The sequence below is a fragment of the Arcicella aquatica genome, from assembly GCF_034928825.1.
In the GTDB taxonomy this organism is placed as follows: Bacteria; Bacteroidota; Bacteroidia; order Cytophagales; family Spirosomataceae; genus Arcicella; species Arcicella aquatica.
The window spans coordinates 17,218-41,359 of record NZ_JAYFUL010000030.1 but is presented as its reverse complement, the minus strand read 5'-3'; the positions used below and the strand labels follow the sequence as shown (position 1 = coordinate 41,359).

At 35.0% G+C, this 24,142-nt stretch carries 20 protein-coding genes; 8 read left to right on the top strand and 12 right to left on the bottom strand.

The features are described from left to right. Positions 1-26: 26 nt before the first annotated feature. From VB264_RS16550 to VB264_RS16540, 3 genes are all read right to left on the bottom strand, one after another. Positions 27-1,823: a D-alanine--D-alanine ligase gene (locus VB264_RS16550; protein ID WP_323251003.1), complete on the bottom strand. Its 1,797-nt coding sequence runs from the start codon at positions 1,821-1,823 to the stop codon at positions 27-29. A 185-nt stretch (positions 1,824-2,008) separates the two neighbouring features. Then, complete coding sequence (locus VB264_RS16545; RefSeq protein WP_309912759.1) at positions 2,009-2,260, bottom strand: NifU family protein; 252 nt, start codon at positions 2,258-2,260, stop codon at positions 2,009-2,011. Between the two features lie 75 nt (positions 2,261-2,335). Beyond that, a complete protein-coding gene (locus VB264_RS16540) occupies positions 2,336-3,439 on the bottom strand; it encodes an Mrp/NBP35 family ATP-binding protein (protein ID WP_323251000.1) in 1,104 nt (367 codons plus the stop codon). 502 nt (positions 3,440-3,941) lie between these two features. Between VB264_RS16540 and VB264_RS16535 the strand changes: the two genes are divergently transcribed. From VB264_RS16535 to VB264_RS16520, 4 genes are all read left to right on the top strand, one after another. Continuing rightward, a complete protein-coding gene (locus VB264_RS16535) occupies positions 3,942-4,862 on the top strand; it encodes a sensor histidine kinase (RefSeq protein WP_323250998.1) in 921 nt (306 codons plus the stop codon). A 137-nt stretch (positions 4,863-4,999) separates the two neighbouring features. After that, positions 5,000-5,896, top strand: a complete 897-nt coding sequence (locus tag VB264_RS16530) for a sensor histidine kinase (RefSeq protein WP_323250997.1) — start codon at positions 5,000-5,002, stop codon at positions 5,894-5,896. A 533-nt stretch (positions 5,897-6,429) separates the two neighbouring features. Continuing rightward, positions 6,430-7,173: a LytR/AlgR family response regulator transcription factor gene (locus VB264_RS16525; RefSeq protein WP_323250995.1), complete on the top strand. Its 744-nt coding sequence runs from the start codon at positions 6,430-6,432 to the stop codon at positions 7,171-7,173. Between the two features lie 90 nt (positions 7,174-7,263). Beyond that, complete coding sequence (locus VB264_RS16520) at positions 7,264-7,890, top strand: uridine kinase family protein (protein ID WP_323250993.1); 627 nt, start codon at positions 7,264-7,266, stop codon at positions 7,888-7,890. A 248-nt stretch (positions 7,891-8,138) separates the two neighbouring features. Here the strand turns inward: VB264_RS16520 and VB264_RS16515 are convergent, their stop codons facing one another. Both VB264_RS16515 and VB264_RS16510 read right to left on the bottom strand, forming a co-directional pair. Continuing rightward, positions 8,139-9,170 (bottom strand): DUF1593 domain-containing protein, encoded by a 1,032-nt coding sequence (locus tag VB264_RS16515; RefSeq protein WP_323250991.1) that lies wholly within the window; start codon positions 9,168-9,170, stop codon positions 8,139-8,141. A 10-nt stretch (positions 9,171-9,180) separates the two neighbouring features. Continuing rightward, positions 9,181-10,584, bottom strand: coding sequence for a DUF1593 domain-containing protein (locus VB264_RS16510; RefSeq protein WP_323250989.1), 1,404 nt, complete (start codon positions 10,582-10,584; stop codon positions 9,181-9,183). A 77-nt stretch (positions 10,585-10,661) separates the two neighbouring features. Here VB264_RS16510 and VB264_RS16505 point away from each other — a divergent pair, with 77 nt between their 5' ends. Next, positions 10,662-11,522 carry a helix-turn-helix domain-containing protein gene (locus tag VB264_RS16505; protein WP_323250987.1) on the top strand — a complete coding sequence of 287 codons (861 nt, stop codon included), beginning with the start codon at positions 10,662-10,664 and terminating at the stop codon, positions 11,520-11,522. Positions 11,523-11,931: 409 nt separating this feature from the next. Here VB264_RS16505 and VB264_RS16500 read toward each other — a convergent pair whose 3' ends face one another. Then, positions 11,932-12,429, bottom strand: coding sequence for a gamma carbonic anhydrase family protein (locus tag VB264_RS16500; protein WP_323250985.1), 498 nt, complete (start codon positions 12,427-12,429; stop codon positions 11,932-11,934). Between the two features lie 147 nt (positions 12,430-12,576). Here VB264_RS16500 and VB264_RS16495 point away from each other — a divergent pair, with 147 nt between their 5' ends. Beyond that, complete coding sequence (locus VB264_RS16495) at positions 12,577-14,397, top strand: family 16 glycoside hydrolase (protein ID WP_323250983.1); 1,821 nt, start codon at positions 12,577-12,579, stop codon at positions 14,395-14,397. Positions 14,398-14,437: 40 nt separating this feature from the next. Then, positions 14,438-16,420 carry a hypothetical protein gene (locus VB264_RS16490; protein WP_323250981.1) on the top strand — a complete coding sequence of 661 codons (1,983 nt, stop codon included), beginning with the start codon at positions 14,438-14,440 and terminating at the stop codon, positions 16,418-16,420. A gap of 354 nt (positions 16,421-16,774) precedes the next feature. On the opposite strand, the gene VB264_RS16485 is transcribed toward VB264_RS16490, so the two are convergent. The 3 genes from VB264_RS16485 to VB264_RS16475 form a co-directional block, all read right to left on the bottom strand. Then, positions 16,775-17,221 carry a hypothetical protein gene (locus VB264_RS16485; RefSeq protein WP_323250978.1) on the bottom strand — a complete coding sequence of 149 codons (447 nt, stop codon included), beginning with the start codon at positions 17,219-17,221 and terminating at the stop codon, positions 16,775-16,777. A 353-nt stretch (positions 17,222-17,574) separates the two neighbouring features. Beyond that, the gene (locus VB264_RS16480; protein ID WP_323250976.1) at positions 17,575-18,111 is read right to left on the bottom strand and encodes a class I SAM-dependent methyltransferase; all 537 of its coding nucleotides are present in this window, start codon (positions 18,109-18,111) and stop codon (positions 17,575-17,577) included. A 59-nt stretch (positions 18,112-18,170) separates the two neighbouring features. Further along, a complete protein-coding gene (locus VB264_RS16475; protein ID WP_323250974.1) occupies positions 18,171-19,124 on the bottom strand; it encodes a hypothetical protein in 954 nt (317 codons plus the stop codon). 490 nt (positions 19,125-19,614) lie between these two features. Here VB264_RS16475 and nadB point away from each other — a divergent pair, with 490 nt between their 5' ends. Then, complete coding sequence (gene nadB, locus VB264_RS16470; protein ID WP_323250972.1) at positions 19,615-21,198, top strand: L-aspartate oxidase; 1,584 nt, start codon at positions 19,615-19,617, stop codon at positions 21,196-21,198. A 331-nt stretch (positions 21,199-21,529) separates the two neighbouring features. On the opposite strand, the gene VB264_RS16465 is transcribed toward nadB, so the two are convergent. From VB264_RS16465 to VB264_RS16455, 3 genes are all read right to left on the bottom strand, one after another. Then, entirely contained in the window at positions 21,530-22,771 is a 1,242-nt protein-coding gene (locus tag VB264_RS16465; RefSeq protein WP_323250969.1) for a NupC/NupG family nucleoside CNT transporter, read from the bottom strand. A gap of 158 nt (positions 22,772-22,929) precedes the next feature. Further along, positions 22,930-23,472: a YfiT family bacillithiol transferase gene (locus tag VB264_RS16460; RefSeq protein ID WP_323250967.1), complete on the bottom strand. Its 543-nt coding sequence runs from the start codon at positions 23,470-23,472 to the stop codon at positions 22,930-22,932. A gap of 509 nt (positions 23,473-23,981) precedes the next feature. Further along, entirely contained in the window at positions 23,982-24,107 is a 126-nt protein-coding gene (locus tag VB264_RS16455; RefSeq protein WP_323250965.1) for a hypothetical protein, read from the bottom strand. Between the last annotated feature and the right edge of the window lie 35 nt (positions 24,108-24,142).

Here is a 24,142-nt window from a genome sequence, read left to right as displayed (position 1 = left end):
AACTCTAACTTTTATTTCTAGGTATTTTACAAATAAACAGGTAAATCAATTGCAATATCGGTTGTACAAATAGATGTCAAATCAACTATTTCATGCAATTTCTCTCTACTAATTGGTTCCACTGTTCCTACTAATTTTCCTGTATAATGCAATGTGATTTTTTCCGCACTTTTTCTGGTCTCAACAATCAATGGGTGAATTGAACCATCTAACGCTTTACTAATATCTTCGGCAAATTCTTTAAACATCAAATTGGTTGGTAACAAGTATAGTTCTTCGCTAAGGTGGTTTTCACCTGTTACAAAAACTGGTACTGGATAATATTCTGTTGAAGCCGACAAGGTAGCATATACTTTTCTGGCTTTTACAAAACTTTCTTCTTGATCTTCTGCCGAGAATCCACCGAAAATAATCGCTACTTTTTGTCTATCCTCCATCTCTTCAAGGCGCTTAGCTATCGCAATATCGAGCTTTGTTAACAATTGCTGAAACTTAAATGTATTTTTCCCTGTACGCATTCTTTCGCGAATAGACTGGCGAATAAAATAGGTAATAGAATCGGTTACGTTCAAACCAATTTCAGCCATTTGCTTAAAGATAATAGACGTTGGCGACATCCCCGGAATGGTATTTGGGTCATGCAAAATAACTTTCCCTTCAGGCGTAACAAAACCATCTATACGCGTACAAACGCCAAATTTTAGCGAATCAAATGCTTTTTTCACATCTGCTTGTACTTGTTGGTTATTCTCTAAAGATGTTCTAATCGGGATTTTCTTGCGAGTAGCCGACGATTGATATTTGGCTTTAAAGTCAAATACCTCCACATTGGCTAGGATTTCAGTCGGTGGTAAAGCTACAGACTCACAGGCTGGATTTTGAATTACTCCACAGCTAAACTCCTGCCCTTTTACAAAACCTTCAATCAAAACGGCATCTTCCGAATTCATCGAAATCAAGCCTACATTTTCCTGTGAGTTTTCAAAATGTGAAGTAATTTTTTCTAAGAGCTCAGCAGGGTGATATACAACTTCCCCATTCATCGAAACGGGCAATCCGATTCCTTCGTCTAAATTCGCCATCGTCTGAACGAATGCTGTATGTTCCACACTATTCCATTCATCTAAAGAAACTTCTCTGATAAACAAACATTGTTTAACGGCTTTCACAAAATCCTCAACCGAATCTTTTTTCACAAAAGCTACTCCGATTGATGAACCCTGATGTGGAGCTTTAACTACAAATGGTAAACCTACTGATGCCTTTACTTCTTCAAACAATGCTATAGCATCTTTGCTTTCAAAATATTCACGGCTGATACTTGTCGTTTTTTTATCTAGTCCGACAGACAAGCGGATTAAATCATTCTGGGCAATTTTATCAATTCCTATTGATGAACCCATCAAACTTGGCCCTGAATAAGGAATACCATACCACTCTAATAATCCTTGGATACTTCCGTCTTCACAAGCAGGCCCATGCATGGCGATAAAAACAAAATCAAATTTCTTTGAAAACTGTTCTGGACTAATTCGTTCACCTACTTTTGAAATTATTTCGTTCAATTCTTCATCCGATAATTGCCCTAAAGATTCAACATAAATACTGTAATCTCCTTGATATGATTTTGGTGGATAGAAATCCCGAATCGAAGCAGAATAGACTAAATCAGGATTTAGTAAAATAAAATTCCCCAAACCATCCACAAATACAGGAATTGGTTCAAACAACGTTTTATCAATATTTTCCATTGCGGTTTTACCTCCAGCAAAACTGATTTCACGCTCACGGGCAGGACCGCCAAAGAAGATGCCTATTTTCATAAAGGGAATTAATTTTTGATGTTGATATGGATGAAAACGATATAGTAGTTGGTCAAGCGGTTTCTTCTAAAACTAAAAGTTGATAACCGAATTGCGATAGCTTCTACTACAAGCAAAGGTAAGAAAAAACCCTTGTAGCATTACATGCTACAAGGGTTTTTGATTTATCAAGAATTTATATTGAATCACATATTTATGGCTTCCACCTTAGTGATTTCGGGTACTTCACGCAAAATTGTTTCTTCAATACCTCCGCGAAATGTCATGGCAGACATCGAACAAGAACTACAGGCACCTATTAATTCAAGACGAAGCGTATGACCATCAACAATTTCAAGGACACGTACATTTCCTCCATCTGCTTCCAGATACGGACGGATTTTATCTAAGGCTTTTTCTATTTTTTCCTGTAAAGGAGATTCGACTGTTGTTTCCATAAAATATATCACACAAATTAAGAATACTTCATTTGCGTTTTAATGGTAATAATTATCTCAAATATACAAGAAAAACTACACTTTTACTTGTACTGGAGTAGTCTTTTCTTTTGTTGCATTTCTGATAGCCACTTGCTGAGCCAACAATTCTGCTGATTGCTTAAAAGCAGTGGCAATAATGCTGTCATTCATCACTGCTGGTTTACCTGCATCACCTGCTTCTCTGATACTTTGTACCAAAGGAATTTCTCCTAACAATGCTGTTTCGTATTTAATCGCTAGGTTCTTACCGCCGTCTTTTCCGAAAATATAATATTTATTATCTGGTAATTCTTCTGGAGTAAAATAGGCCATATTTTCTATAACACCCAATACTGGCACATTAATTTGTGGCTGACGGAAAAACATCAATCCTTTAGTAGCATCAGCCAATGCTACCTTCTGTGGCGTTGTTACGATTACCGCACCTGTTACTGGTACAAGTTGCACCAATGAAAGGTGAATATCAGAAGTACCTGGAGGAAGGTCAATTAATAAATAATCTAACTCGCCCCAATGAGTATCACTAAAAAACTGACGCAAGGCTTGTGTAGCCATGGGTCCACGCCAAGGTACTGGATTATCCTGAGGAGCCAAAAAGCCCATCGAAATCATTTTGATGCCATATTGCATAATTGGCTGAATCATGTTTTTACCATTAATCTGACTCACCAAAGGTTGCATATCTTCTGCACCAAACATTACGGGAATAGAAGGTCCAGAGATATCAGCATCAATAATACCAACTTTAGCTCCTGAAAGTTTAAGCGCCATCGCCAAGTTGGCTGTTACTGTAGATTTTCCCACTCCTCCTTTTCCAGAAGCAATCGCAATAATATTTTTGACGTTAGGCAACAATGCTGTTCCCATTCTTGAAGAAGTAACATCGGCCGTCATATCAATTACTACACTTAGATTTTCATCTACATGCTCATGGATAGCTTCAACGCATTCTCTACGAATTCTTTCTTTTAATGGGCAGGCAGGAGTTGTTAATACTACTGTAAAACGAACTTCACCAATACCTAATTCAATGTCTTTAATCATATTGAGCGTAACCAAATCTTTCTTTAAATCTGGTTCTTGTACTGTTGATAACGCCCTAATGATGTCTTCTTTTTTTATTTTTAAATCGCCCATTCTTATGTGTTAAAGGTTACGCTTTTTCAAAAAATCAATCCATTTAACTTTTGAAAATCCTTTGTTAAATCATGTAAACACTTCTAATAAAACTGAACGACAAAGATACATGAGAAGTTCGGAATTGGGAGATGTGAAATTAAAAAAGGTGAGTTCATTATAAAATAGTTGACTGTATATCCCTCCACATTTTACAATTAAGCTACTTTATATGACAGGTTATCTATTCATCAAAACTATCACTCTAATGAATGTTATACTCTAAAAAGATTTTTTGAAATACCATTTTCAAACTGACATAAAGCTGATTCAGCATTAGAATATACCCATTCATGCAAAAATAGCCCAATCAAAGCCTATTCCTAGGTAAATTTGAAATGAAAAGGAGAGCAATTGAATGAGAAAAACAAGTAGCCATATTATTTTTTGGATAGCTTATGCTTTCTACTTTTTTTTATCTGGATTTATTACCATACCTCAAAAATTTGCTCAGTCACACAACATGATACAAAATGTTGTTATCTCAGTCTCAGAAATAATTATTTGCTTTTACTTACTGATTCACCGTATTCTTCCCTATACCCTACCAACAAAAAGATATAGGATACTGTTTTTTTTATTAATTACATTAGCTACATTATCTTCTTTGGGGAATGCTTTTTTTGTTTATCTTTATAGTCACTTCATCACTAATAACACATTTAGTTTTTATAAATCCTGTACAGTTGGGTTAAATAACTTTTACTTATCAATACATTTTGCCTTAGCTTATTGGTTTGCTACGAATTTTGTTCAGAATGTAAGAGAACAAAGCAAAGCTGAATTACAAAAAAGTATCCTTGAAAAATCTATTTTAGAAGCCGAGCTTTCATCACTTAAGAATCAAATCAATCCTCATTTTTTTTATAATTCTTTGAACTTTCTGTATGCTCAAGCACTACCAGTGTCAAGAAGGCTCTCAGATTCGGTGATGTTGTTATCTGAAATGATGCGCTATATCATCAAAGAAAACGATGCTGAGGGCAAAGTGCCCTTAGAACAAGAAGTAAAATATATACAAAACTATTTTGCCATTCAGCAAATGCAGTTTGGCGAAAACCTTCAGCTAGAGATAGACATCATTGGAAATATTAATTATAGGCGCATTCATCCATTAACACTAAGTCCATTTATAGAAAATGCTATAAAAAATGGTGATTTAAGTAGTGCTGAACAGCCAATAAAAGTGCTAATTGAAACACAGGAAAATGATTTATTTTTAACCATCATCTATTTAAGGAAAAAAGGAATAGAGGAAAGTGAAGTATATGATGATTTGATAGAAATACGAAGGAAACTTTACATTGTGTATTTTAATAATCATGTCGTCAAATTTGAACATTCTGAAAATATTCATAAAATCTTCCTGAAATTAAGTTTATGAATTCCATTAAAATAAAGTACCACTACTACTATTGGATATTAGATTTTTTGTTTCATAGCATTATACATTATTCAAATTTCGACACAAAAATCAACCTAGTTAGTTTCGGGATTATTCTTTATAATATTCTGCTTAAAATGGCAACTTTTTACCTGTCATTAAAGGTAATTTTTCCTTTTTTGTTAGACAAGAAAAAACCTGTACTGCTAAGTATCATCATTTTTTTATCCATTTTTTCAATTGCAAACCTAGGTGTATGGATTGACAAAACATTAATGCCTATCACTGAAGAAAACATTCAGGCAACTCCCTTTTGGAGCATTAATGTGATGGTGAGGTCTTGGTATTTAATGATTATGATTCCTACGGCATTTGTATATTGGTATGCTGAAAAAACTATTATTCAAGAAAAAAAACAGCAAGAAATAGCTAAACAAACAAGTGAACTCGAAAAAATTATCGTGAGGTCAGAACTTTCGAGTATCAAGAATCAAATAAATCCAGCATTTCTATTCAATACTTTAAACTTTTTCTATTTCCAAGCAAAGACCCATTCCAGTAACTTGTCAAGGGCGATAACCTTACTTTCTGAGATGATGAGCTACACCCTCCATGATAATTACCAAGTAGAAAAAGTACCTTTGGCGTCTGAACTAAAGCATATTCAAAACTATATCGAGATTCAACAACTACGTTATGATAATAGGTTACAAGTAATTTTAACCGTTCTTGGCGATATTTCAGATAAACAAATCATGCCTTTAATTCTGATTACTTTCGTTGAAAATGCATTTAAGCATGGAGAGTTGAATACCCCGCTGAAGCCTCTAAAAATTACAGTAAATGTTGAAAAAGATGAATTGCAGTTTATGATTCATAATTATAAACGTCAAGGACCAATAGAAATTCAATCAGGAAAAATAGGACTTGAAAATACTAAAAAAAGGCTTCAATTAGGCTATGCTGGATGTCATCAATTAGCTATCATCGATGACCCTTATTTTTATCAAGTAAATCTTTTTATTGAGATGTAACCAAAGGCTATTGCCACCCTATAAAACACAAAAGGCACATCATAGAGATGAGCCTTTCATTTCATTGATTAGATGAAAACTAGGTGAATATAATAGGCAGACCATCTACTAGAATGACGTTTACGCATAGAACTTATAAGTTCAAATTTTATTCTTATCATTTGATTGTAAAAATTATTTACACCAACCCCTCTTAAAAAATGACGAACTACTTCTTTTCAAGGGTAAACTCAATTATCAGCGTTTAACAGTTTTTTATACTCATTATCAAACACTACAATGTAGATTACAATCTGTAATTTTGCGTTGAAAAATGTATTAATTGGCTTAAATAGCTTTAAAAACCCAACACAATACTTTGTAAAAAAAACTCAATAATATATAGTAGAAATAATTTTCACAGAATGTTTTCACGTTGCCTTATGCCCTGTGAAAACTTAAAATAATTATCCAAAAATTGAATAAACATCCAACGGAATTCATCCTTTATTAACTTCAAAGATGAATTTTTACACCCTTGAATGAGCACCACTATGAGTATAAATTGTTTAATAATTGATGATGAGCAAGCTGCAATTGATATTCTAACAAGTTATATCAAAAACATTCCTTCTTTAAATCTTGTGGCAACGAGTATTGACCCACTAGAAGCGCTTGATATTGTCAATACTCAGAAAATAGATTTAGTTTTCATTGATATTCAAATGCCTGAGCTTTCAGGAATTAGTTTTATAAAACTTGTAAAAGGCAAATGCAAGTTTATTCTTACTACTGCTTACAGACAATACGCCATCGAAGGTTTTGACAATAATGCTATTGATTATCTGATAAAACCCATCGCCTTTGAACGTTTTTTACAGGCTTTACAAAAAGTTCAGATTCCACAGTCGTCGGGCAGTCAGCCTCAGGAAAACACAAGCAACTCTCTTAATCCAGACAACTTTATTTTTGTAAAAACTGACAACCGAATCCAACGAATAAATCTTTCAGAAATACTTTTTATTGAAGGCTTGGGAAATTATGTTACGATTCATACAGAAAAAGGAAAGTTTGTAACCCTGCTGAACGTTAAAGACCTTGAAGAATCTCTGCCTTCTGAAAGCTTTGCACGCGTACATCGTTCTTATATTATTTCCTTAAGTAAAATAGAATTTATAGAAGGAAACCAGATTTATCTAGACAAAGACCTCAATATTCCTCTGGGCGATACTTACAAAAATCAGGTATGGGCCATCCTTGATGGTAAAATTATTACAGGGAAAAGACCTCCTTTTTAAGATTGAAAAAGAAAAGAGTCAGAATTAAAATACAAGTTGTAACAATCTTTCCGACCTTTGCTAAAATTTTTCAACGACTTTAATCATTTTATGAGACCAGACCAACGACCATTTATCGTAGGCATCACCGGAGGCAGCGCTTCGGGTAAAACATTATTTCTCAATCAATTACTTCATTCTTTTTCAAAAGATGAAATTTGCTTGATTTCACAAGATAATTATTACAAAAACAGACACGAGCAAGTTATCGATAAACATGGCTATATCAATTTTGATGAACCCGAATCATTAGATTTACATCAATATGCGCTTGATGTGGAAACGATTCGTTCTGGTCAGGATTTCCAACGGAAAGAATACACCTTTAATAATCCTGACATCATTCCTGAAATAATTACTTTTCATCCAAAGCCAATCATCGTAGTGGAAGGTTTATTTGTTTTTTACTTTAAGGAAATTGCCGATTTGCTAGATTTAAAAATCTTTGTGGATGCAAAAAGTAAAATCAGGCTAGATAGAAGAATCAGACGTGATGCGGCTGAAAGAGGATATGGCGAAAAAGAGGAAGTAATGTACCGTTGGGATAATCATGTTGAGCCCGCTTTCAAAAAATATGTAAAGCCCTATCGTAAAACATCTGATATTGTTATTCCAAACAATACTCATTTTGAAAAAGGTCTTGAAATTTTAGTGGGGTATTTAAGAAGTAAAATATAGACCCTTCTAAAGAGGCAAAATGGCTAGTGTTGTAAAAAGCATTAGCCATTTTTTTATAACTGACTGTCTTAGGCTCTCCTAAGACCTAAAATACAGAAGAGCGTCTCACTCGAAATTAGTCATGCATTTTTCAGGCTTCGATGACATATTTTGTCATTCTCAAATCTTAGAACGAGCGTAACGCTCTTTGCCATTTTGGGTCGTAGGAAATACCCTACGGACAGTTGGCGAAAAAGACTTTGAAATAACTAAGGAAGCATCCACGTCGCCCTAGTTGCAAAATCTTGCTGAACTTGGCTTCGCCATTTCCAAACAGATTCAGTTCCAGCAGGGTCATCAAACCAATGGTTCTTGGTCGAGTCAATTTGTATAAATTTTCCACCCCAACTATCTTGATTGGGCTTTTCAGGATTATTGATGCCTTTGATGGCACTTACTAAATACAAGAATGATGGTGAGTCACCTTCCCATACACCAGGTGTTTCTGGGTAAAAGCCACTTTCTGGATATATTGCACCAAGTAATCCATGTCCCTTACGGATATGTTTATTAATCCAATTTAAGTCTGATAGCTTTATATCAGCTCCTTGTGCATTATTAAACATACCCATATAATTTCGACTCGACATAATGATAAATAATGCTGGAAATGTATCAAGCAACCACTGCCCAGACCCATCTTGAAGTCCAATCATGTAGATACGTATTTTTTTTATAATTTTCCTTAAATCTGAAGCGTTCTTAGTCTGTTTTATAGTCCACAACGCTTGAGATAAATCTGAAGAGCCCCCCCAAATACAGAACCAAATCGGGGTATCGTCATCTTTTTCTAATAACTTTATTAATTGCTCTGAAGCTTCGCTTTCTCTACCTTTTCCAATTACTTCTGACGCTGGACGTCCATACGTTCCAGAAAGACCTTGCCATGTTACAGCACGTAATTGTTTGGCTGTTGGATAGCGACTATCCTTTTTATGAAGATTGTTGTAAACATAATCATATAGATATAGCATATCGAAAATATGTTGTTTGTTAGCAACATTGGCAAAAGTTGCCGACGTAGCAACAATACCTTCTACCTTAAATTCATTTGCATATAGTAAAAACCTAACCATCGATTGTAGATCATCTGAATCACTTCGCTTTTCAGGCACGCCAAACCCCATTCCTCCTGGAATTACATCTACAGGAGGAAAATCTGACATGATAACTACTCTTGGTTGGGAAAAGCCATCCCAAATCCCTACTATGACTAAAAGCAATGTTATGTATATTTTCATGATTGTAATGTTATTTGATAGGTCCTAAAATAATTCTTCTATAGCTTGTTAAATTGGGCACACCGTTATCAATTACCTCACAAATGATGTGAATATTGGTCCCAATAGCATTGGAAGGTACATTTATGCTAGCTTTTGCATTATTAGCATCAGTAATTTCAAGGTTACCATTATAAGTACTTGCTTCTGATAAAAACCACCACTTATAACTAAGTTGATTATTGTCTAAATCTTTTGATTTTGAAGCATCAAGCGTTAGCGTAGTTCCACTTTTGGGTTTTAATTTTATTATATCAGTTCCTTCATATTTATTAATAATGACGGTTGGATTACTATTCCCACGCCCATCTTTTGCCCAGTCCATTCTAGCCGCAAAGTCATTAAAAATGGCGGGATAGAAATATGAAGCATACTTCGAAGCAATTTCTTTAGCTTTTCCTTGATGATTTGTGTAAGAATAGGTTGTATCATCAGAACCAACTCCCCAATTAAAATACCCTCCCCAACCAACATAGCTAGGGTTGCTTGGAACATTTAGACCATTTGGAAGTAAGTACAGGAATGAAGGGGTATCGCCTTCTACACCATATTTATATTTAGGATATACTTTTCCCAGATTACCATGACCTTGAATATTTGTTTCATATTCTCCCCAATTTTTCTTCCCTGTACCATTTTGGTATAACCATGCACTTTCATCCCATAAGTAAATAAGGCTTTTCTCAAATTCTTTCCGTAACCATTGCTGAGCACTGATTTCAAAAGGAGTTCCTTTCTCATAAGACCTATCTTGGTCGGTAATCGCATAAGTTGGAATTTTTTTCAAGAAAGTTCGTAAGTCCTCTGTACTTCGTTCGTTTTTTACTTTCCAAATAGCTTGTGCCAAGGTATTACCACCGCCCCATAAACAAATCCATAAAGGTCGCTTGTCGTCTGAGTCAGCCTGCTTAATTATTAAATTGCTACCATCAGAATCATACCCTTGACCAATATTAGCTATGCCTCTTTTTTTACTCCCAAATACGGTACGCTCCCGTAGGTAGTTTGCACTTGGCCAATAACCAACTGCATGCTTATTTTCATTGGATAGGTGACCATTTTGATTTGAACGCTTCATCAAATTAGGTAAATCCTTTTCATAAGCATCAATCGCATTATGGATTAAGCTGAAAAAATCATCTCTTGTTTCATCTAAACTCCAACCTGTAGTATAAACGATACCTTCTATTTCGAACATATCTGCATAAGCAAATAATCTTACTAAGGATTCGCTGTCATCAGTTTCCCATGTTGAAACATCTGTCAGTACAATTATTCGAGGTTTTAATTGAGTTGATTGAGAATTGACTTGAGCGTTTGATAATTCAAAAAATATCATCCAAAAAAAGACGATAAAAAGCCATTTAATTTTCATGTTTTATATATTTAGATTTAATATCGTAAATTTAAATCTTGTCATTAGGTTAAAACAACCTATTTTACGAGATAAACATGATGAATACCGAGATTTTAAATAAATACAACGAAAGACGACAAGAATACAAACCTTATGGTTTGACTTGTGAGCTATGGACTCCAAATTTGATGTCTAAACCTGATAGGCATAATGAAATAGAATTAAATTACTTTGTAGATGGAAATATGACCTATCTATTCAACGATAGAAAAATAGTGATTCCAGAAAAAAAAATTGCTGTATTCTGGGGGCTGACACCCCACCAAATCATTGATTGTAATAGCACATTGCCCTATTATGTATGTACAATCCCTTTCTCCCAATTTCTATCATGGAATCTTCCCTCTTCTTTCGTTGATAAGATTTTAAGAGGAGAAGTAATTGTAGAGTTAACTGAAATATATTCTGTTTTTGATGAGTTTATGTTCAAAAATTGGAATATTGGAATCAATCAAGCTTCTAATATGGAACTTATACTGTTAGAGGTTCATGCAAGGTTGTTGAGATTAGCGCTTGAAACTTCATATAATCATGAATTCACATCAATCCAAAGGTATGATTTTAGTGTAACAGAACAGATAGTAGTTTATATTAGCCAGAATTACTTACAACCAATTAGTATTGCTGATATAGGAGCTGCAGTTGGGCTACATCCTGATTATGCAAATTCGATTTTTAAGAAAACCTTTGGTTACACATTACATGAATCTATTATTCAAGAGCGGATTTCACATGCTCAAAGAAAATTAGCAATATCCGACCAAAGTATTACTGAGATAGCTTTTGAGTGTGGGTTTAATTCAATTAGCCGTTTCAACGCAACATTTAAGAAAATAAATGGCTGTACACCGCGAGAATACCGAAAAACCAATACTCGTCTGGTTTCCCAAAAATAGCTTTGTGCAAAAGGCAAATAATTTTGATATATTATTTGCTAGAAATAGGATAAAGATTGTAAAAAAGACGATAAAATATGAGTTTTTCACTCGAATATTATTAAATGAGGAATCATTGTAATTGATGAGATAAACGATAAATCACAGAAAAATATGGTACGCTTTACTATTTGAAATATTATGATAAACACTCACCAATTCCGCAAAAAAGAAAGAAATTTGCTACTTAGAAGAAGGAATGTTTTTACTTTTACTGGTCTTATGCTCTCCTAAGACCTAAAATGCAGAAGAGCGTACCACTCGAAATTAAATATACAATTTTAAGGATTCCATGAAATATTTTATCATTCTCAAATCTTAGAACGAGTGTGACGCTCTTTGCCATTTTGAGTCGTAGGAAAACCTACGACTAGTCGATAACCACCAGAGGAAATTCTCCAGCTTGATGCCTCTTTGCCATTTCTACATAATGTAAAGCACTTAAAGGTAGTTTTTGTGCTTGTTCAGGAGAAATTTGTTTAACCACTTTTGCAGGAATTCCCACTACCAAAGAATAATCTGGTATTTCCATTCCCTCTGGTACCAATGCATTTGCCCCAATGATACAATATTTACCAATCTTAGCCTTATTTAATACGGTAGCTCGCATCCCTATGAGGGAAAAATCGCCAATTGTTGCCCCGTGAACGATAGCTCCGTGTCCTATTGTCACATCGTTTCCAATAATTGTTGGGTCGCCTAAGTCAGCATGCAACACCGCAGTATCTTGAATATTTGAGCGGTCTCCGATATAAATTGCTTCTACATCTGCCCTAATGACAGCACCGTACCACACTGAAACATCTTTGCCAAAAGTAACCTGCCCCATTACAGAAGTATTGGCAGCAAAAAATGGTTTATTTTCCATAAAATTTCGATTAAAGTCGTTAAAACAAAGTTAAGCAAATCGTAAGCAATGAGTATAAGCAGAAACAAAATCTATTTAATAAAGGATAAAACTATAGTTTTTGCGTGCTATATTTAGCCTCTTTTTTACAAACATTATCCTAAAAAAATGTCCAATTTACAAATTATGAAGAAAGCTTGGCTTATTTCAGCATTGTGTTTTCCGATGCTTGCAACTGCTCAGCAAAGTGTTTCCTTAGACGATATGTCTTATTGGAAATCATCTGACAAAACGAACTGGCAAATTGCTGGAGATGTCACAGCAGACATATTAAAACCTGAAACGATGGTCTTAGCACCGGGGAAAGGCGTACTCGCTAATTTACCTAATGCACAAAATCGTTCTAATTTACAATCAGTAGCAGAATTTGCAGATGTAGATGTATCATTCGATTTTATGATGGCTGTACATTCTAATTCAGGATTCTACTTGATGGGAAGATACGAGGTACAATTATTAGATAGCTGGGGTGTGAAAAACCCATCAACAGGCGACTGTGGAGGTATCTATAAGCGTCGTCGTTATGAAAATGGTAAAGAAGTGCTTTATGATGGACACGCTCCTCGCTTAAATGCTTGCCTTGCTCCGGGACTTTGGCAACATATCGATATTTCTTTCCAAGCCCCTCGTTTTGATGCTGCTGGAAAAAAAATTGCTAATGCTAAAGTAATTTCAATTAAACTTAATGGCATTGCTATCCAAGAAAATGTAGAACTGACAGGTCCAACTGGCGGTCCAATATCTGAAACTGAAGCGCCAACTGGTCCATTCATGATTCAAGGAGACCACGGTCCAGTAGCTTTCCGTAATTTAAAAGTTTCTAATTTTGGCGGAAAGCCAGCAGAGCTTTCAAATATTTCCTATAAAGTATTTTACGGAAATTTCAGAGAGCCTAAAGATTTTTTGAGTAAAAAACCAGATGTTACAGGTACACTAGACAAGCTTACTTGGGAAGTAGGTACTAAGACTAACGATTTTGCGCAGATTTTCAATGCTACTTTAAAAGTTCCTGAGGCTGGAAAACATCAATTTACTTTCCAAGCTGGTGGTAAATATTATGTAAATGTAAACGGGAAAGAGTTGCTTGACGACGCATGGACGACTTCTCGTGATAAACGTAGTGCTTCAATGGATTTACCTGCTGGTAATGTCCCTGTTGAAATTACAGTTTATAAAACAGATGGTTGGGTTTCTCCGATTCTAGGAATGGAAGTACAAGGGCCAAACTTCCGTGCTGTTCCTTTTCATTCTTTAGGATCAGTGTTAGCGGGTACTCCATCAGACCCTATCTTATTGGATGCTACAGAATCAACTTTGTTGCGTTCTTTTTCAGATATCAACAGAAATACGCCTTATGCTAAACGTATCGTTCATGCCATCAATGTAGGTAACCCTGCCAAATTGCATTATACGTACGATTTAGATAATGGTGCTATCGCACAAATCTGGAAAGGTGATTTCTTGAATACTTCGCCCATGTGGGATGACCGTGGTGATGGCTCATCACGACCAAGAGGACCAATCTTGAGTTTAGGTGATATTCCTCTTATTGTTTCGGGAGATTCAAAAGCAAGTGATGCACTAGGCACAAATGCAGGTTTCCGTACGTTGGGTTATGACCTAGATGCTGACAATCTACCAACTTTCCGTTATCAAATTTATGGTACAGAAGTAGAAGACCAAATCAGAGTAATCGACGGGAAATACCTTACGCGTTCGCTAACGCTTAAAAATCCAGAAGCAAACAATGCTTTAATGTGTCGTTTGGCTGTAGGAAAAAGTATCACAAAATTGACGGATGATACGTATGAGGTAAATGGCAAAAGCTATTACATCAAAGCATCAAATGCTACTATCGAAAAATCTGGTAATGATACAATATTGTTAGTACCAGTAAAAGACAAAGTACAATATTCTGTAATGTGGTAAAATCCCTCAACCTAATGAGGTTTTAAATCTGAAAAATAAAATGAATATCAAAAATATAACACAGTCGTTCAGCCATTCCCTTACCAAAATAGGTTTAGCTTTGGCAATGACTACTGGAGCTTTCGCGCAGGAGGGTCCAACTGAAAATGATTATTATAAAATTGCCAAACTTCCTATTCCAGAAGGAATCGTCTTAGAAGTAGGTGGTTTAGTTACTTTACCAAATGGCGATTTAGCAGCCTCTACTCGTCGTGGAGATGTATATATTATCGAAAACCCGAATTCTAGCTCGCCAGTATTTCGCAAGTTTGCCAGTGGTTTGCACGAGATTCTAGGGCTTGCTTACAAAAACGGAAATCTTTATTGCGCACAAAGAGGTGAGTTAACTAAACTGGTTGATAAAAATGGCGATGGTAAAGCAGACCGTTATGAAACTGTTTACTCATGGCCAATCTCTGGACATTATCATGAATACTCTTTTGGCCCTAAAATTGGCCCAGATGGTTCATTTTATGTAACAGGAAACGTTGGTTTTGGAAATTCTGACTGGTGGGCAGGGAAATCGTTTGTACCTTGGAGAGGCTGGACAATGAAGATTACGGAAGATGGAAAAATGACTCCTTATGCAGCGGGTATGCGTTCTCCTTGCGGAATAGGGATGATTGACGGTCAATTCTTCTACGGAGATAACCAAGGCGACTGGATGGGTTCTGGTTTTATTTCACAAGTTGAAGAAGGAGACTTTATGGGTCACCCAGCTTCATTGGCTTGGGCTGCTCGTCCAGAATCACCAGTAAAAATGCGTGCTGAAATGATTTATGCTAAGGTTGACCCAAGAGATAATCCGAAAGTTAAACCTGAATATGTGAAGAATGAGCCTATGACTACGATTTACGAAATGGGCAAAACCACGTATCCAAACATGGGCATTAAATCGCCAGCAGTTTGGTTACCTCACGGTGTATTGGGCGTTTCTACGTCGGAAATTATCCAAGATGAAACACAAGGAGGATTTGGACCATTTGCAGGGCAGGTTTTTGTGGGCGATGAAGGGATGTCTAAAATTGCTCGCGTATTTTTAGAAAAAGTAAATGGTAAATTTCAAGGTGCTTCATTTGATTTCAGAAGTGGTTTCCGTTCAGGTGTATTAAGAATGGCTTGGGGAACAGATAAGGCCATGTTCGTAGGTGGAACAAACCGTGGTTGGGGTTCTACAGGGAAAGAAGCTTTTGGTTTAGAAAGATTGGTATTCTCTGGAAAAATGCCTTTCGAAATGAAAGCTGTGAGAGCGATGCCAGACGGTTTCGAGATTGAATTCACTTTGCCAGTTGACAAGAAAACGGCTGAGAATGTAAACAATTATGATGTTTCTAGCTATACATACAAATACCACCCTGTGTATGGTAGCCCAATTGTTGACAGAAAAGATAATGCTGTAAGAGGAGCAAAAGCGAGTGAAGATGGTTTGAAAGTAAGAATAGTAGTTGATAATTTACGTGAAGGTTATATTCATGACATTAAGCCAGAAGGCGTACTTTCAGCAACTTCACATTTGAATTTATTACACGGGTCGGCATACTATACATTGAACAGCATTCCACAAGGTGCAAAAGCTAATATTACGTTGGTAACACCAAAAACACGTGAACAACGCGAGCGTATCGATGCAGGGGCTAAAGTAAATACGCCAGACAACCAAATGAAAGAAGCGATGCCAACGGCTGCTGGCGAAAAAGCTAAAGCAAAAATGACATCAAGCGTAATTTCAGATGCAGAGGCGATGAAATTATTGAGCAAAAGTACTTGTTTGGCTTGCCATAAAGTGAATGAGCGTGCTGTAGGACCTTCGTATCAAGAGATTGCAAAACGTAAATACACAGTAGCACAAATTGAAGCATTGATTTATGAACCAAAGCCATCAAACTGGCCAGAGTTTGCAACACCAATGCCACCGATGGCTCACTTACCAAAAGGTGATGTTAAGAAAATAGCTACTTGGATTAGTGCAATGGGTAAGAAATAAGCATTATTTTTTGAATTGGAAAAAGTCAAGGGAGTCTATAAATTGTTTTTAGACTCCCTTGACTTTTTGTTAATTATTAGATTTAATCAACTATGATGACACGGACAAAGGCAAAAAAGGGATATTAGTATTCTGTCTGCATATAACATCTGTTGATTAAAAATATAATGTCTAATTTTGTACGTCATGCAAAGTTAATTATTAAAGTACCACTAATCTTAACAGTTTTGAGTTCGACTAAGATGGGCAAATAGAAGTACAAAGCTGATTTAAGTATTAAATTTCAATAAAATCACTACCGTTAAATTTTTCACATCAGCCTGCCAGACGCAAAACCCATATTAGCTCCATTTTTTATTCTTCGTTTGTGTCAAGTTTCCAATTTTTATCCGCTCTTAGTTTTTCCCAATCCCAATATGTTTCGTAAAACTTATCGTGTAACCAGTCGTTAACTGGCTCAGAGTTTTCATTAGGTTCTTCATCAACTATTTTAAGTCCTGTCCAATTTTCGCTGTCATTTTTGGGAAATCCAGTTCCGTCAAATAAATTGAACATATTAAAAACAATACCTGCTGAATTGTCGGCAATGACTTTTCTTAAAGCATTTTTTAGATGTTTATTATTGTCAAGTTTCTTGAGTTCCTCAATTTCTTGTTCGATCAATCCACAGTTTGGTGGGTACGTCAAAAAATCGAAATCTTTTTTATCAAGAATATTAGTAACCAAGGTATTTGCATATTCTTCTATATCTTGATGTATATCAAGCAATAAAGTATTTGCGTTATTATTTGATAGCTTCATTATTTTACTATTTTATCAGTTAAAGGTTTGGCAACTTCCAAATAATTCTAAAATTTTCTATGCATTATCTTTGTCGTTGATTAGTCTATAATCAAATTGGTCTATAAGTCCATAAATAAAAATCGTTCGTTAACAGTCATTCCATTAGGTGTTTGAAATTTGCTAATTGTTTAAATTTTTGCAGTAATTTCATCTTATTACAAGATTTCCAGAACTCCAATTTACTCATTCCCGAAAGAACTCAAAAACATCACATTCTCTAATTACAAAAAACTTATTAAACGGCAAATTTCTTGGTATAATACAAATGTCCTGTTGTAAGAATCTTGAAAAGGCTTATTTTTGAATTAAATTTATCTTTTCCTAAAACAAAAAATCTTCACATTATTCCCTTTATCAACAGTTTCATTTAGTACAAAACCACATTTTTCTACCAATTCAATTAACGCACTTTCTAAAAACAATGGTTTTAAACAGCCTTCATGTATTTCACCTGAATAGGTAGCTAATTGTTCCTCAATAAAAAGCAATCCTTCTGATTTTAATATTTCATAGCCATCTTTAATCATTTCATGAGGAAATAAAAACTCGTGAAAGCTATTAATAATCAATACTTTGTCGAAGGTATTTTTAGGGAGCAAGCTTGAATGTTCTGTGCCAATGACAGAGATAAATTTCCCATTAATCGGCTTTTTCATCATTTTTTCATAGAACAGAATTCCTTCGTTTATTTCCTGCTCATTGCATAAATCTGCATCAATATCTTGCAGATAAAACGTTAAATTATCCACTTGTGAGGCAAAGTAGATTTCCCACACACCTCCACTAGCCCCAATAGAAGCAATGGTTTCTCCACTTTTAAATTGGTATGTTTTTAAAGATTTTTCCATAAAAAAGCCCTTTGCGATGAAAGGGCTATCCATATTAATACGATATTTTATTGGCTACTTTATTTAACATCAAAACTTCCTCCTCCTATCTTATATCCTTCACAATATACTTCTATTGTATAATGTCCAACTCGGTATTTAGCCATACCGCCTCGGGCATACACAAGCTCGACTCCTTGCCCATTATTCTGATACAAAATATCTTTCTTAACAGTATAACTGGTTTGTTTACCTGCCAACTCAAAATTTCCAGAACCTGCATTGCTGTCGTATAAAACGGCTCCATCAGGGTCTAACACTCTTACATAAATAGATTTAACATCTTGTTTAGCAATCAGATTAGGTTGTAATTGAAACACTATCTTGATTCTATCAACCTTCGATACTCTATAAACACCGCTATCTCTTTCTTTATTTTTTCTTGAAATAGCAATCACTTTTACCGATTGAGCCTGTAGGGCAGATGCTAAACTTACTTTTGCCGTGAGGGCTTGGTTTCTTTTGGTATAAGCTTCTAGCGAATCACTCAGTCCTTGCTTTTCTATTCTCAAAGTAATGTTCTCTGTAAATAACAAGGCATTTTCACCAGATAGACTCCTATTCTTTTCTGCTAGTTTGCTATTCTCCTTTTTGAATTTACCGATTTCAGTGTCCTTCTTGGCTAATAAACTTACATAATCCTTAATCTTACTTTCAAAGTGGGCAACCGATACATTATTTGCTTTCCGTAATAGCATTCTATCATTTTCCAATTGCTTTTTTGTAGCTTCCAAATCTTCTACCTTCCCTCCTAGTGATTTTATTTGAGCAATTTTGGCATCTAACTGAAAACCTATAGAATCTAATCGAATACTTGTCGCAGATAATTCTTTTGCTTTTTGATGTATAATTACGTCCTGATTCTTCTTAAAATTGTTAGCATCAAACAACAAATAGGCAAGAATCCCCACTATAATAGCTAAAAAACCCGTCACCGCTTTCCAAATGCTACTACCTTTTGTTGTCTCTTCCATAAATAATTTAAATTTTGGCAAGCACTAGTCTATGGCTAACCTTATAATTTGATTGAGTTTCCGAATTTAATAATTCCGACTGGTTTAGAGAAATTTTTAACTGGAAAGTTCTCAGTCAAAAAGCCTTTAATTATACCATTTAAGCTACTTTGGCTGCTAAAACATGTATGAATATCATATATTTATCTATGCTTTTTATCCTGATTTACCGAATCAAAGCTTAAAAATTTAGCATCTAATTACATTGTCCTAAGCAAAATTTATGCCCACTTTTTACAAAAATATGTATTCTATCTTAGAAACTACTGCTCACTCCCTAAACATTTCACTAATCTATATACAAAGATTAGTCACTTACTAAAAACATTGTTTTATATAAATTCCAACTCAAAGTATAAATAAAGAAGTTTTTAAAATAACTTTGTTTATTCATGACATTTAAAATTTACATTAACTTATAAAATGCGGGCGGCAAGCCGTTTTCATCATTATGCCCCAATACGACTTTCTAGTTATCGGCTCAGGCATCGCAGGGCTTTCATATACAGCTAAAATTGCTGCCTATTTTGAGGAAAAAGGAAAAGATATTAAGATTGCTATCCTCACTAAAACCATAGAAGAAGAAAGCAATACAAAATATGCACAGGGAGGTATCGCTACTGTTTGGAAAGATGATGATTCTTTTGAGAAGCATATCAATGATACGATGATTGCGGGCGATTTTATGTCGAATAAAAGGGCTGTCGAAATTGTGGTAACTGAGGCTCCTGAACGCTTAAAAGAGCTAATTTCTTATGGGACAAATTTTGACAAGAAAAACGATGGCTCTTATGATTTAGTAAAAGAAGGCGGACATTCTGACCAACGAATTTTACATCATAAAGACTCTACTGGTAACGAAATTGAAAGAGCTTTATTAGAAAAAGTAAAATCGTTTAAAAGCGTTGATTTCTTTACACATTATTTTGCAATCGACCTTATTACACAACACCATTTAGGTGAAAAAGTTACTAAGGATACTCCTGACAAAAAATGCTTTGGTGCTTATATATTTAATACTATTACTGGTCAAACAGAGACTTTCTTAGCGAAGACTACATTATTAGCTACAGGCGGCATCGGACAGGTTTATCAAAGTACGACCAATCCGACTATCGCAACGGGTGATGGCATTGCAATGGCATATCGTGCCAAAGGCCTTGTTGAAGGCATGGAGTTTATCCAATTTCACCCTACCTCATTGTATCAACCAGGCAAAAAACCTTCATTTTTAATTTCGGAAGCAGTACGTGGTCATGGTGGTATTTTAAAGAATATTGACGAAACTACTTTTATGGAAAAGTATGATGACCGTTTGTCATTAGCGCCACGTGATATTGTAGCCCGAGCGATTGACTCTGAAATGAAAAAAAATGGTGTTGACCATGTATATCTGGATACTCGTCACCTTGAAAAAGAGGATTTCAAGCACCATTTCCCCATGATTTATGATTACTGTAAAGATAACCTTGGCTTAGACATTACTGGAAATGATATGATTCCCGTAGTACCTGCACAACATTATTTGTGCGGAGGTATTAAAGTAAATGAGCATTCACAGACGAACATTAATTTTCTTTTTGCTGCGGGAGAATGTTCTTCTACAGGACTGCATGGCGCTAACCGATTGGCTTCAAATTCGTTACTCGAAGCCATTGTATATGCACATCGTGCTTTCTTGAAATCAATCGAAACCTTTGAACAAAATGTACTTCCAACGAATATTCCTGATTGGAATGATGAAGGGACAACTCATCCAGAAGAATTAGTATTGGTAACGGAAATGGCACGCGAACTGGAATCAATTATGAGTAACTACGTGGGTATTGTAAGAACAGACCGACGTTTGAAAAGAGCCTATGACCGTCTGGAGCTAATTTATATTGAACACGAAGAACTTTACAGGCAATCAAAAATATCTGTACAAATCAATGAATTGAGAAATATGATTAATGTAGCTTATTTAGTGATTAAAGATGCCAGAGCCAGAAAAGAAAATAGAGGTTTGCATTACAATCTTGATAATATTAAGTAAATGAATAAAAACGATTGATTAAATTCTTTCTATTAGCTGGTGATTTAAGTCCTACTGATTACCCACAAGCATATAAATAACTAACAATCAATATCTTATCTCTAGTGAGGGACTTAAGTCCCTCGCTAGAGATAAGGGCTTCAACGCTTAGTTTTAAAGACTATTTATGTACATTTAAGCTAATTTAATCAATAATAACATTTCCATTTCAACTTTTTAAAAGATGTGGGTAATCAGTAGGACTTAAGTCGCCAGCTAGTAGAAACATGACATAAAAAACCCTGACGCTTTATCAAACGTCAGGGTTTTTTATGAAATCTTATCAATATTATTACAGCAATAACCCTGCTAAAGTAGCTGATAAATAACTAGCCAATGTACCACAAATCAATGCTTTAAAACCTAATTTGGCTAAGTCTGTACGACGTTCAGGAGCTAGCTCGCCAATACCACCAATCTGAATTGCTACCGAACTAAAGTTAGCAAAACCACATAATGCAAAACTTGTAATAGCAAGGGTCTTAGCATCAAGAGTTGATTTAATTTTAACTAAATCTAGGTAAGCTACAAATTCATTTACCACCATCTTAGTACCCATCAAAGCACCTGCTACTTGTGTATCTTTACTTGGTACACCCATTGCCCATGCAAAAACAGAGAATACATTTCCTAGGATAAAGTTCATGCTCAAGTTAGGCATTCCAAAAACATAAAAGCCAATGTGCCACAAAATTGAATCTATCAAAGCAATTAAGGCAATAAAACCAATCAACATTGCAATTACATTAAAACCTACTTTAAGTCCTTCAGAAGCACCCGAAGCAATAGCATCTACTAAATTTGAATGTACTTTCTTGATTTCTAGCTGAACAAAACCCTGTGTTTCTGATTTTTCAGTTTCTGGATACACAATTTTAGAAATTACCAAAGCCCCCGGAGCGGCCATGATACTTGCTGCTAACAGGTACGAAGCTGGTACGCCTAATTTAATATAAGTAGCCATTACACCACCAGCAATACAAGCAAAGCTACCCGTCATCGAAGCTAATAATTCAGATTTGGTCATGCCTTTTAAATAAGGTTTAATCATAATCTGCGCCTCTACCTGACCCACAAACGCAGATGCTGCATTTGAAAGGGCTTCTGCTCCACTTACTCCCATTAGCCAGTGCATCCCTTTTGCCAATACAGCAATCACTCTTTGCATAATTCCAAGATGGTAAAGAATATTCACCAAAACGGCTACAAATACAATTGTTGGAATTACTTTAAAAAAGAAGACAAAATCATGCCCCGGTCCAAATGCTTTTGTCATCAATTCTGGTTGAACCAAAGAGCTAAAAACGAACTCTGCTCCTTTATCAGCTTTTTCTAAGAGCTGATTTACCATCTCTCCTAACTTTGTAAAGAGCTTTTTCCCAATATCAGTTCGTAAAATAAAAACGGCCAACCCAAACTGTAAAGCTAAACCAACCCCAACTGTTCGGTAATTAATTGCTTTTCTATTATTTGACATCAAATAGGCTATTCCTAAAATTAATACTATTCCAATAAGTCCTGTGAAACGTTCCATGTACAAAGGGTTAATACCAAATCTTTAAAGTGGTTGTTGAATGAAAGGTTAAAGATAAGAGAAAAAAGATGAAAGGCGATAAATGCTGAAAACTAAAACAACCTCATGGCTATTTTTTGTATTTTAACAAGATTCACCTCCTCTCTTTTTTCATAAAACTATATTTCCATTCGTTTTCTTAGTTCGGTAATATGGGCGGTATGATGCCTCCCATGCCATGAATACATACCTGTAACTGTACGAAGACTATTGGCGTGCATTGTGGCAGGATGAATAAATGTTCTTTCAAATTGTTCTGCTGTCAGCGATTCTAGCATCATAATCCATCGCTTATGTAGTACTTCTAGGAGCGTCAAAGACCATTCTATAGACCCATTTTTCCCATCTTCTAATTCTGCCCAAAATTGTTCTTCGTAAGGTCTGATAGTAGGAGCCTCTTCGGTCAGGGCTAATTTAAAACGACAATAGGCATTCATGTGTGAATCTGCCACATGATTAATCACCTGACGGATGGTCCAGCCTTCTGGGCGATATGGCAATGCTAGCTGTTCTTCGGTCAGTCCTTCAACTGATTTTTTAAGTAAGGTAGGTAGTTCAGAGATATCATCAATCCAAGATTTCAATAAATCATCTGTAATTTCATCGGGCTTACTAAATATTCCAATCGGATAACGCAATTGTTCTAAGGATAGATTTTCCATAAATATTGTTTTTGTTTATGTATTCGAAATACAATATAATCGAAAATTCGATTGGTTAAATAAACAATATATATCTTCTTGATAATTAAGTAGTTTACACTAACACATCTCATCATGAATAAATGGATATTTATACCATCAATCAAAAAAATAAGAATTATCATTTTATTAAATGATCTTCACCCCTCTTAGAAACATTATATTTATTATAAAATTTTAAATAATAAATTATTTTTTTAACGCTGTATTTGAAAAATTCATGGAATTATGTTTGGTATTTTAAATAAATTCATTATAATCGTACTTAGAAATAAATAAAAAGCGAAATAAAAAATGGCTATTTAGCATTTCTATAAAACTCTTTGAATTTTACATTAAGTATAATTTCTCATACATAAAACCAACAAACTAAAAGAATACCATTTCCCGACTTCCAAAAGTCAAAATAACTAATTCCTTTATTTAATAGAGTACTTTCCAAAAACAACACTTCAACTTATACAATTTTATTAAATCACAATTCCCCACTTTCCTTTACAAAGTGGTGTGGCTGTTCCTATTGATTTAAAAATCTTAACTACCAATTTACCATTGCCTTTGATGTCAAAATCTCTGGCCTGATATCCTATTTCCATTATTGAATCACGATTGCATTATTAGATTACCAACC

Excerpts from the sequence above, each read along its gene's own strand:
- VB264_RS16550 (WP_323251003.1), bottom strand. The coding sequence starts at position 1,823 with ATGAAAATAGGCATCTTCTTTGGCGGTCCTGCCCGTGAGCGTGAAATC.
- VB264_RS16545 (WP_309912759.1), bottom strand. The coding sequence starts at position 2,260 with ATGGAAACAACAGTCGAATCTCCTTTACAGGAAAAAATAGAAAAAGCC.
- VB264_RS16540 (WP_323251000.1), bottom strand. The coding sequence starts at position 3,439 with ATGGGCGATTTAAAAATAAAAAAAGAAGACATCATTAGGGCGTTATCA.
- VB264_RS16535 (WP_323250998.1), top strand. The coding sequence starts at position 3,942 with ATGATACAAAATGTTGTTATCTCAGTCTCAGAAATAATTATTTGCTTT.
- VB264_RS16530 (WP_323250997.1), top strand. The coding sequence starts at position 5,000 with ATGGCAACTTTTTACCTGTCATTAAAGGTAATTTTTCCTTTTTTGTTA.
- VB264_RS16525 (WP_323250995.1), top strand. The coding sequence starts at position 6,430 with ATGAGTATAAATTGTTTAATAATTGATGATGAGCAAGCTGCAATTGAT.
- VB264_RS16520 (WP_323250993.1), top strand. The coding sequence starts at position 7,264 with ATGAGACCAGACCAACGACCATTTATCGTAGGCATCACCGGAGGCAGC.
- VB264_RS16515 (WP_323250991.1), bottom strand. The coding sequence starts at position 9,170 with ATGAAAATATACATAACATTGCTTTTAGTCATAGTAGGGATTTGGGAT.
- VB264_RS16510 (WP_323250989.1), bottom strand. The coding sequence starts at position 10,584 with ATGAAAATTAAATGGCTTTTTATCGTCTTTTTTTGGATGATATTTTTT.
- VB264_RS16505 (WP_323250987.1), top strand. The coding sequence starts at position 10,662 with ATGATGAATACCGAGATTTTAAATAAATACAACGAAAGACGACAAGAA.
- VB264_RS16500 (WP_323250985.1), bottom strand. The coding sequence starts at position 12,429 with ATGGAAAATAAACCATTTTTTGCTGCCAATACTTCTGTAATGGGGCAG.
- VB264_RS16495 (WP_323250983.1), top strand. The coding sequence starts at position 12,577 with ATGTCCAATTTACAAATTATGAAGAAAGCTTGGCTTATTTCAGCATTG.
- VB264_RS16490 (WP_323250981.1), top strand. The coding sequence starts at position 14,438 with ATGAATATCAAAAATATAACACAGTCGTTCAGCCATTCCCTTACCAAA.
- VB264_RS16485 (WP_323250978.1), bottom strand. The coding sequence starts at position 17,221 with ATGAAGCTATCAAATAATAACGCAAATACTTTATTGCTTGATATACAT.
- VB264_RS16480 (WP_323250976.1), bottom strand. The coding sequence starts at position 18,111 with ATGGAAAAATCTTTAAAAACATACCAATTTAAAAGTGGAGAAACCATT.
- VB264_RS16475 (WP_323250974.1), bottom strand. The coding sequence starts at position 19,124 with ATGGAAGAGACAACAAAAGGTAGTAGCATTTGGAAAGCGGTGACGGGT.
- nadB (WP_323250972.1), top strand. The coding sequence starts at position 19,615 with ATGCCCCAATACGACTTTCTAGTTATCGGCTCAGGCATCGCAGGGCTT.
- VB264_RS16465 (WP_323250969.1), bottom strand. The coding sequence starts at position 22,771 with ATGGAACGTTTCACAGGACTTATTGGAATAGTATTAATTTTAGGAATA.
- VB264_RS16460 (WP_323250967.1), bottom strand. The coding sequence starts at position 23,472 with ATGGAAAATCTATCCTTAGAACAATTGCGTTATCCGATTGGAATATTT.
- VB264_RS16455 (WP_323250965.1), bottom strand. The coding sequence starts at position 24,107 with ATGGAAATAGGATATCAGGCCAGAGATTTTGACATCAAAGGCAATGGT.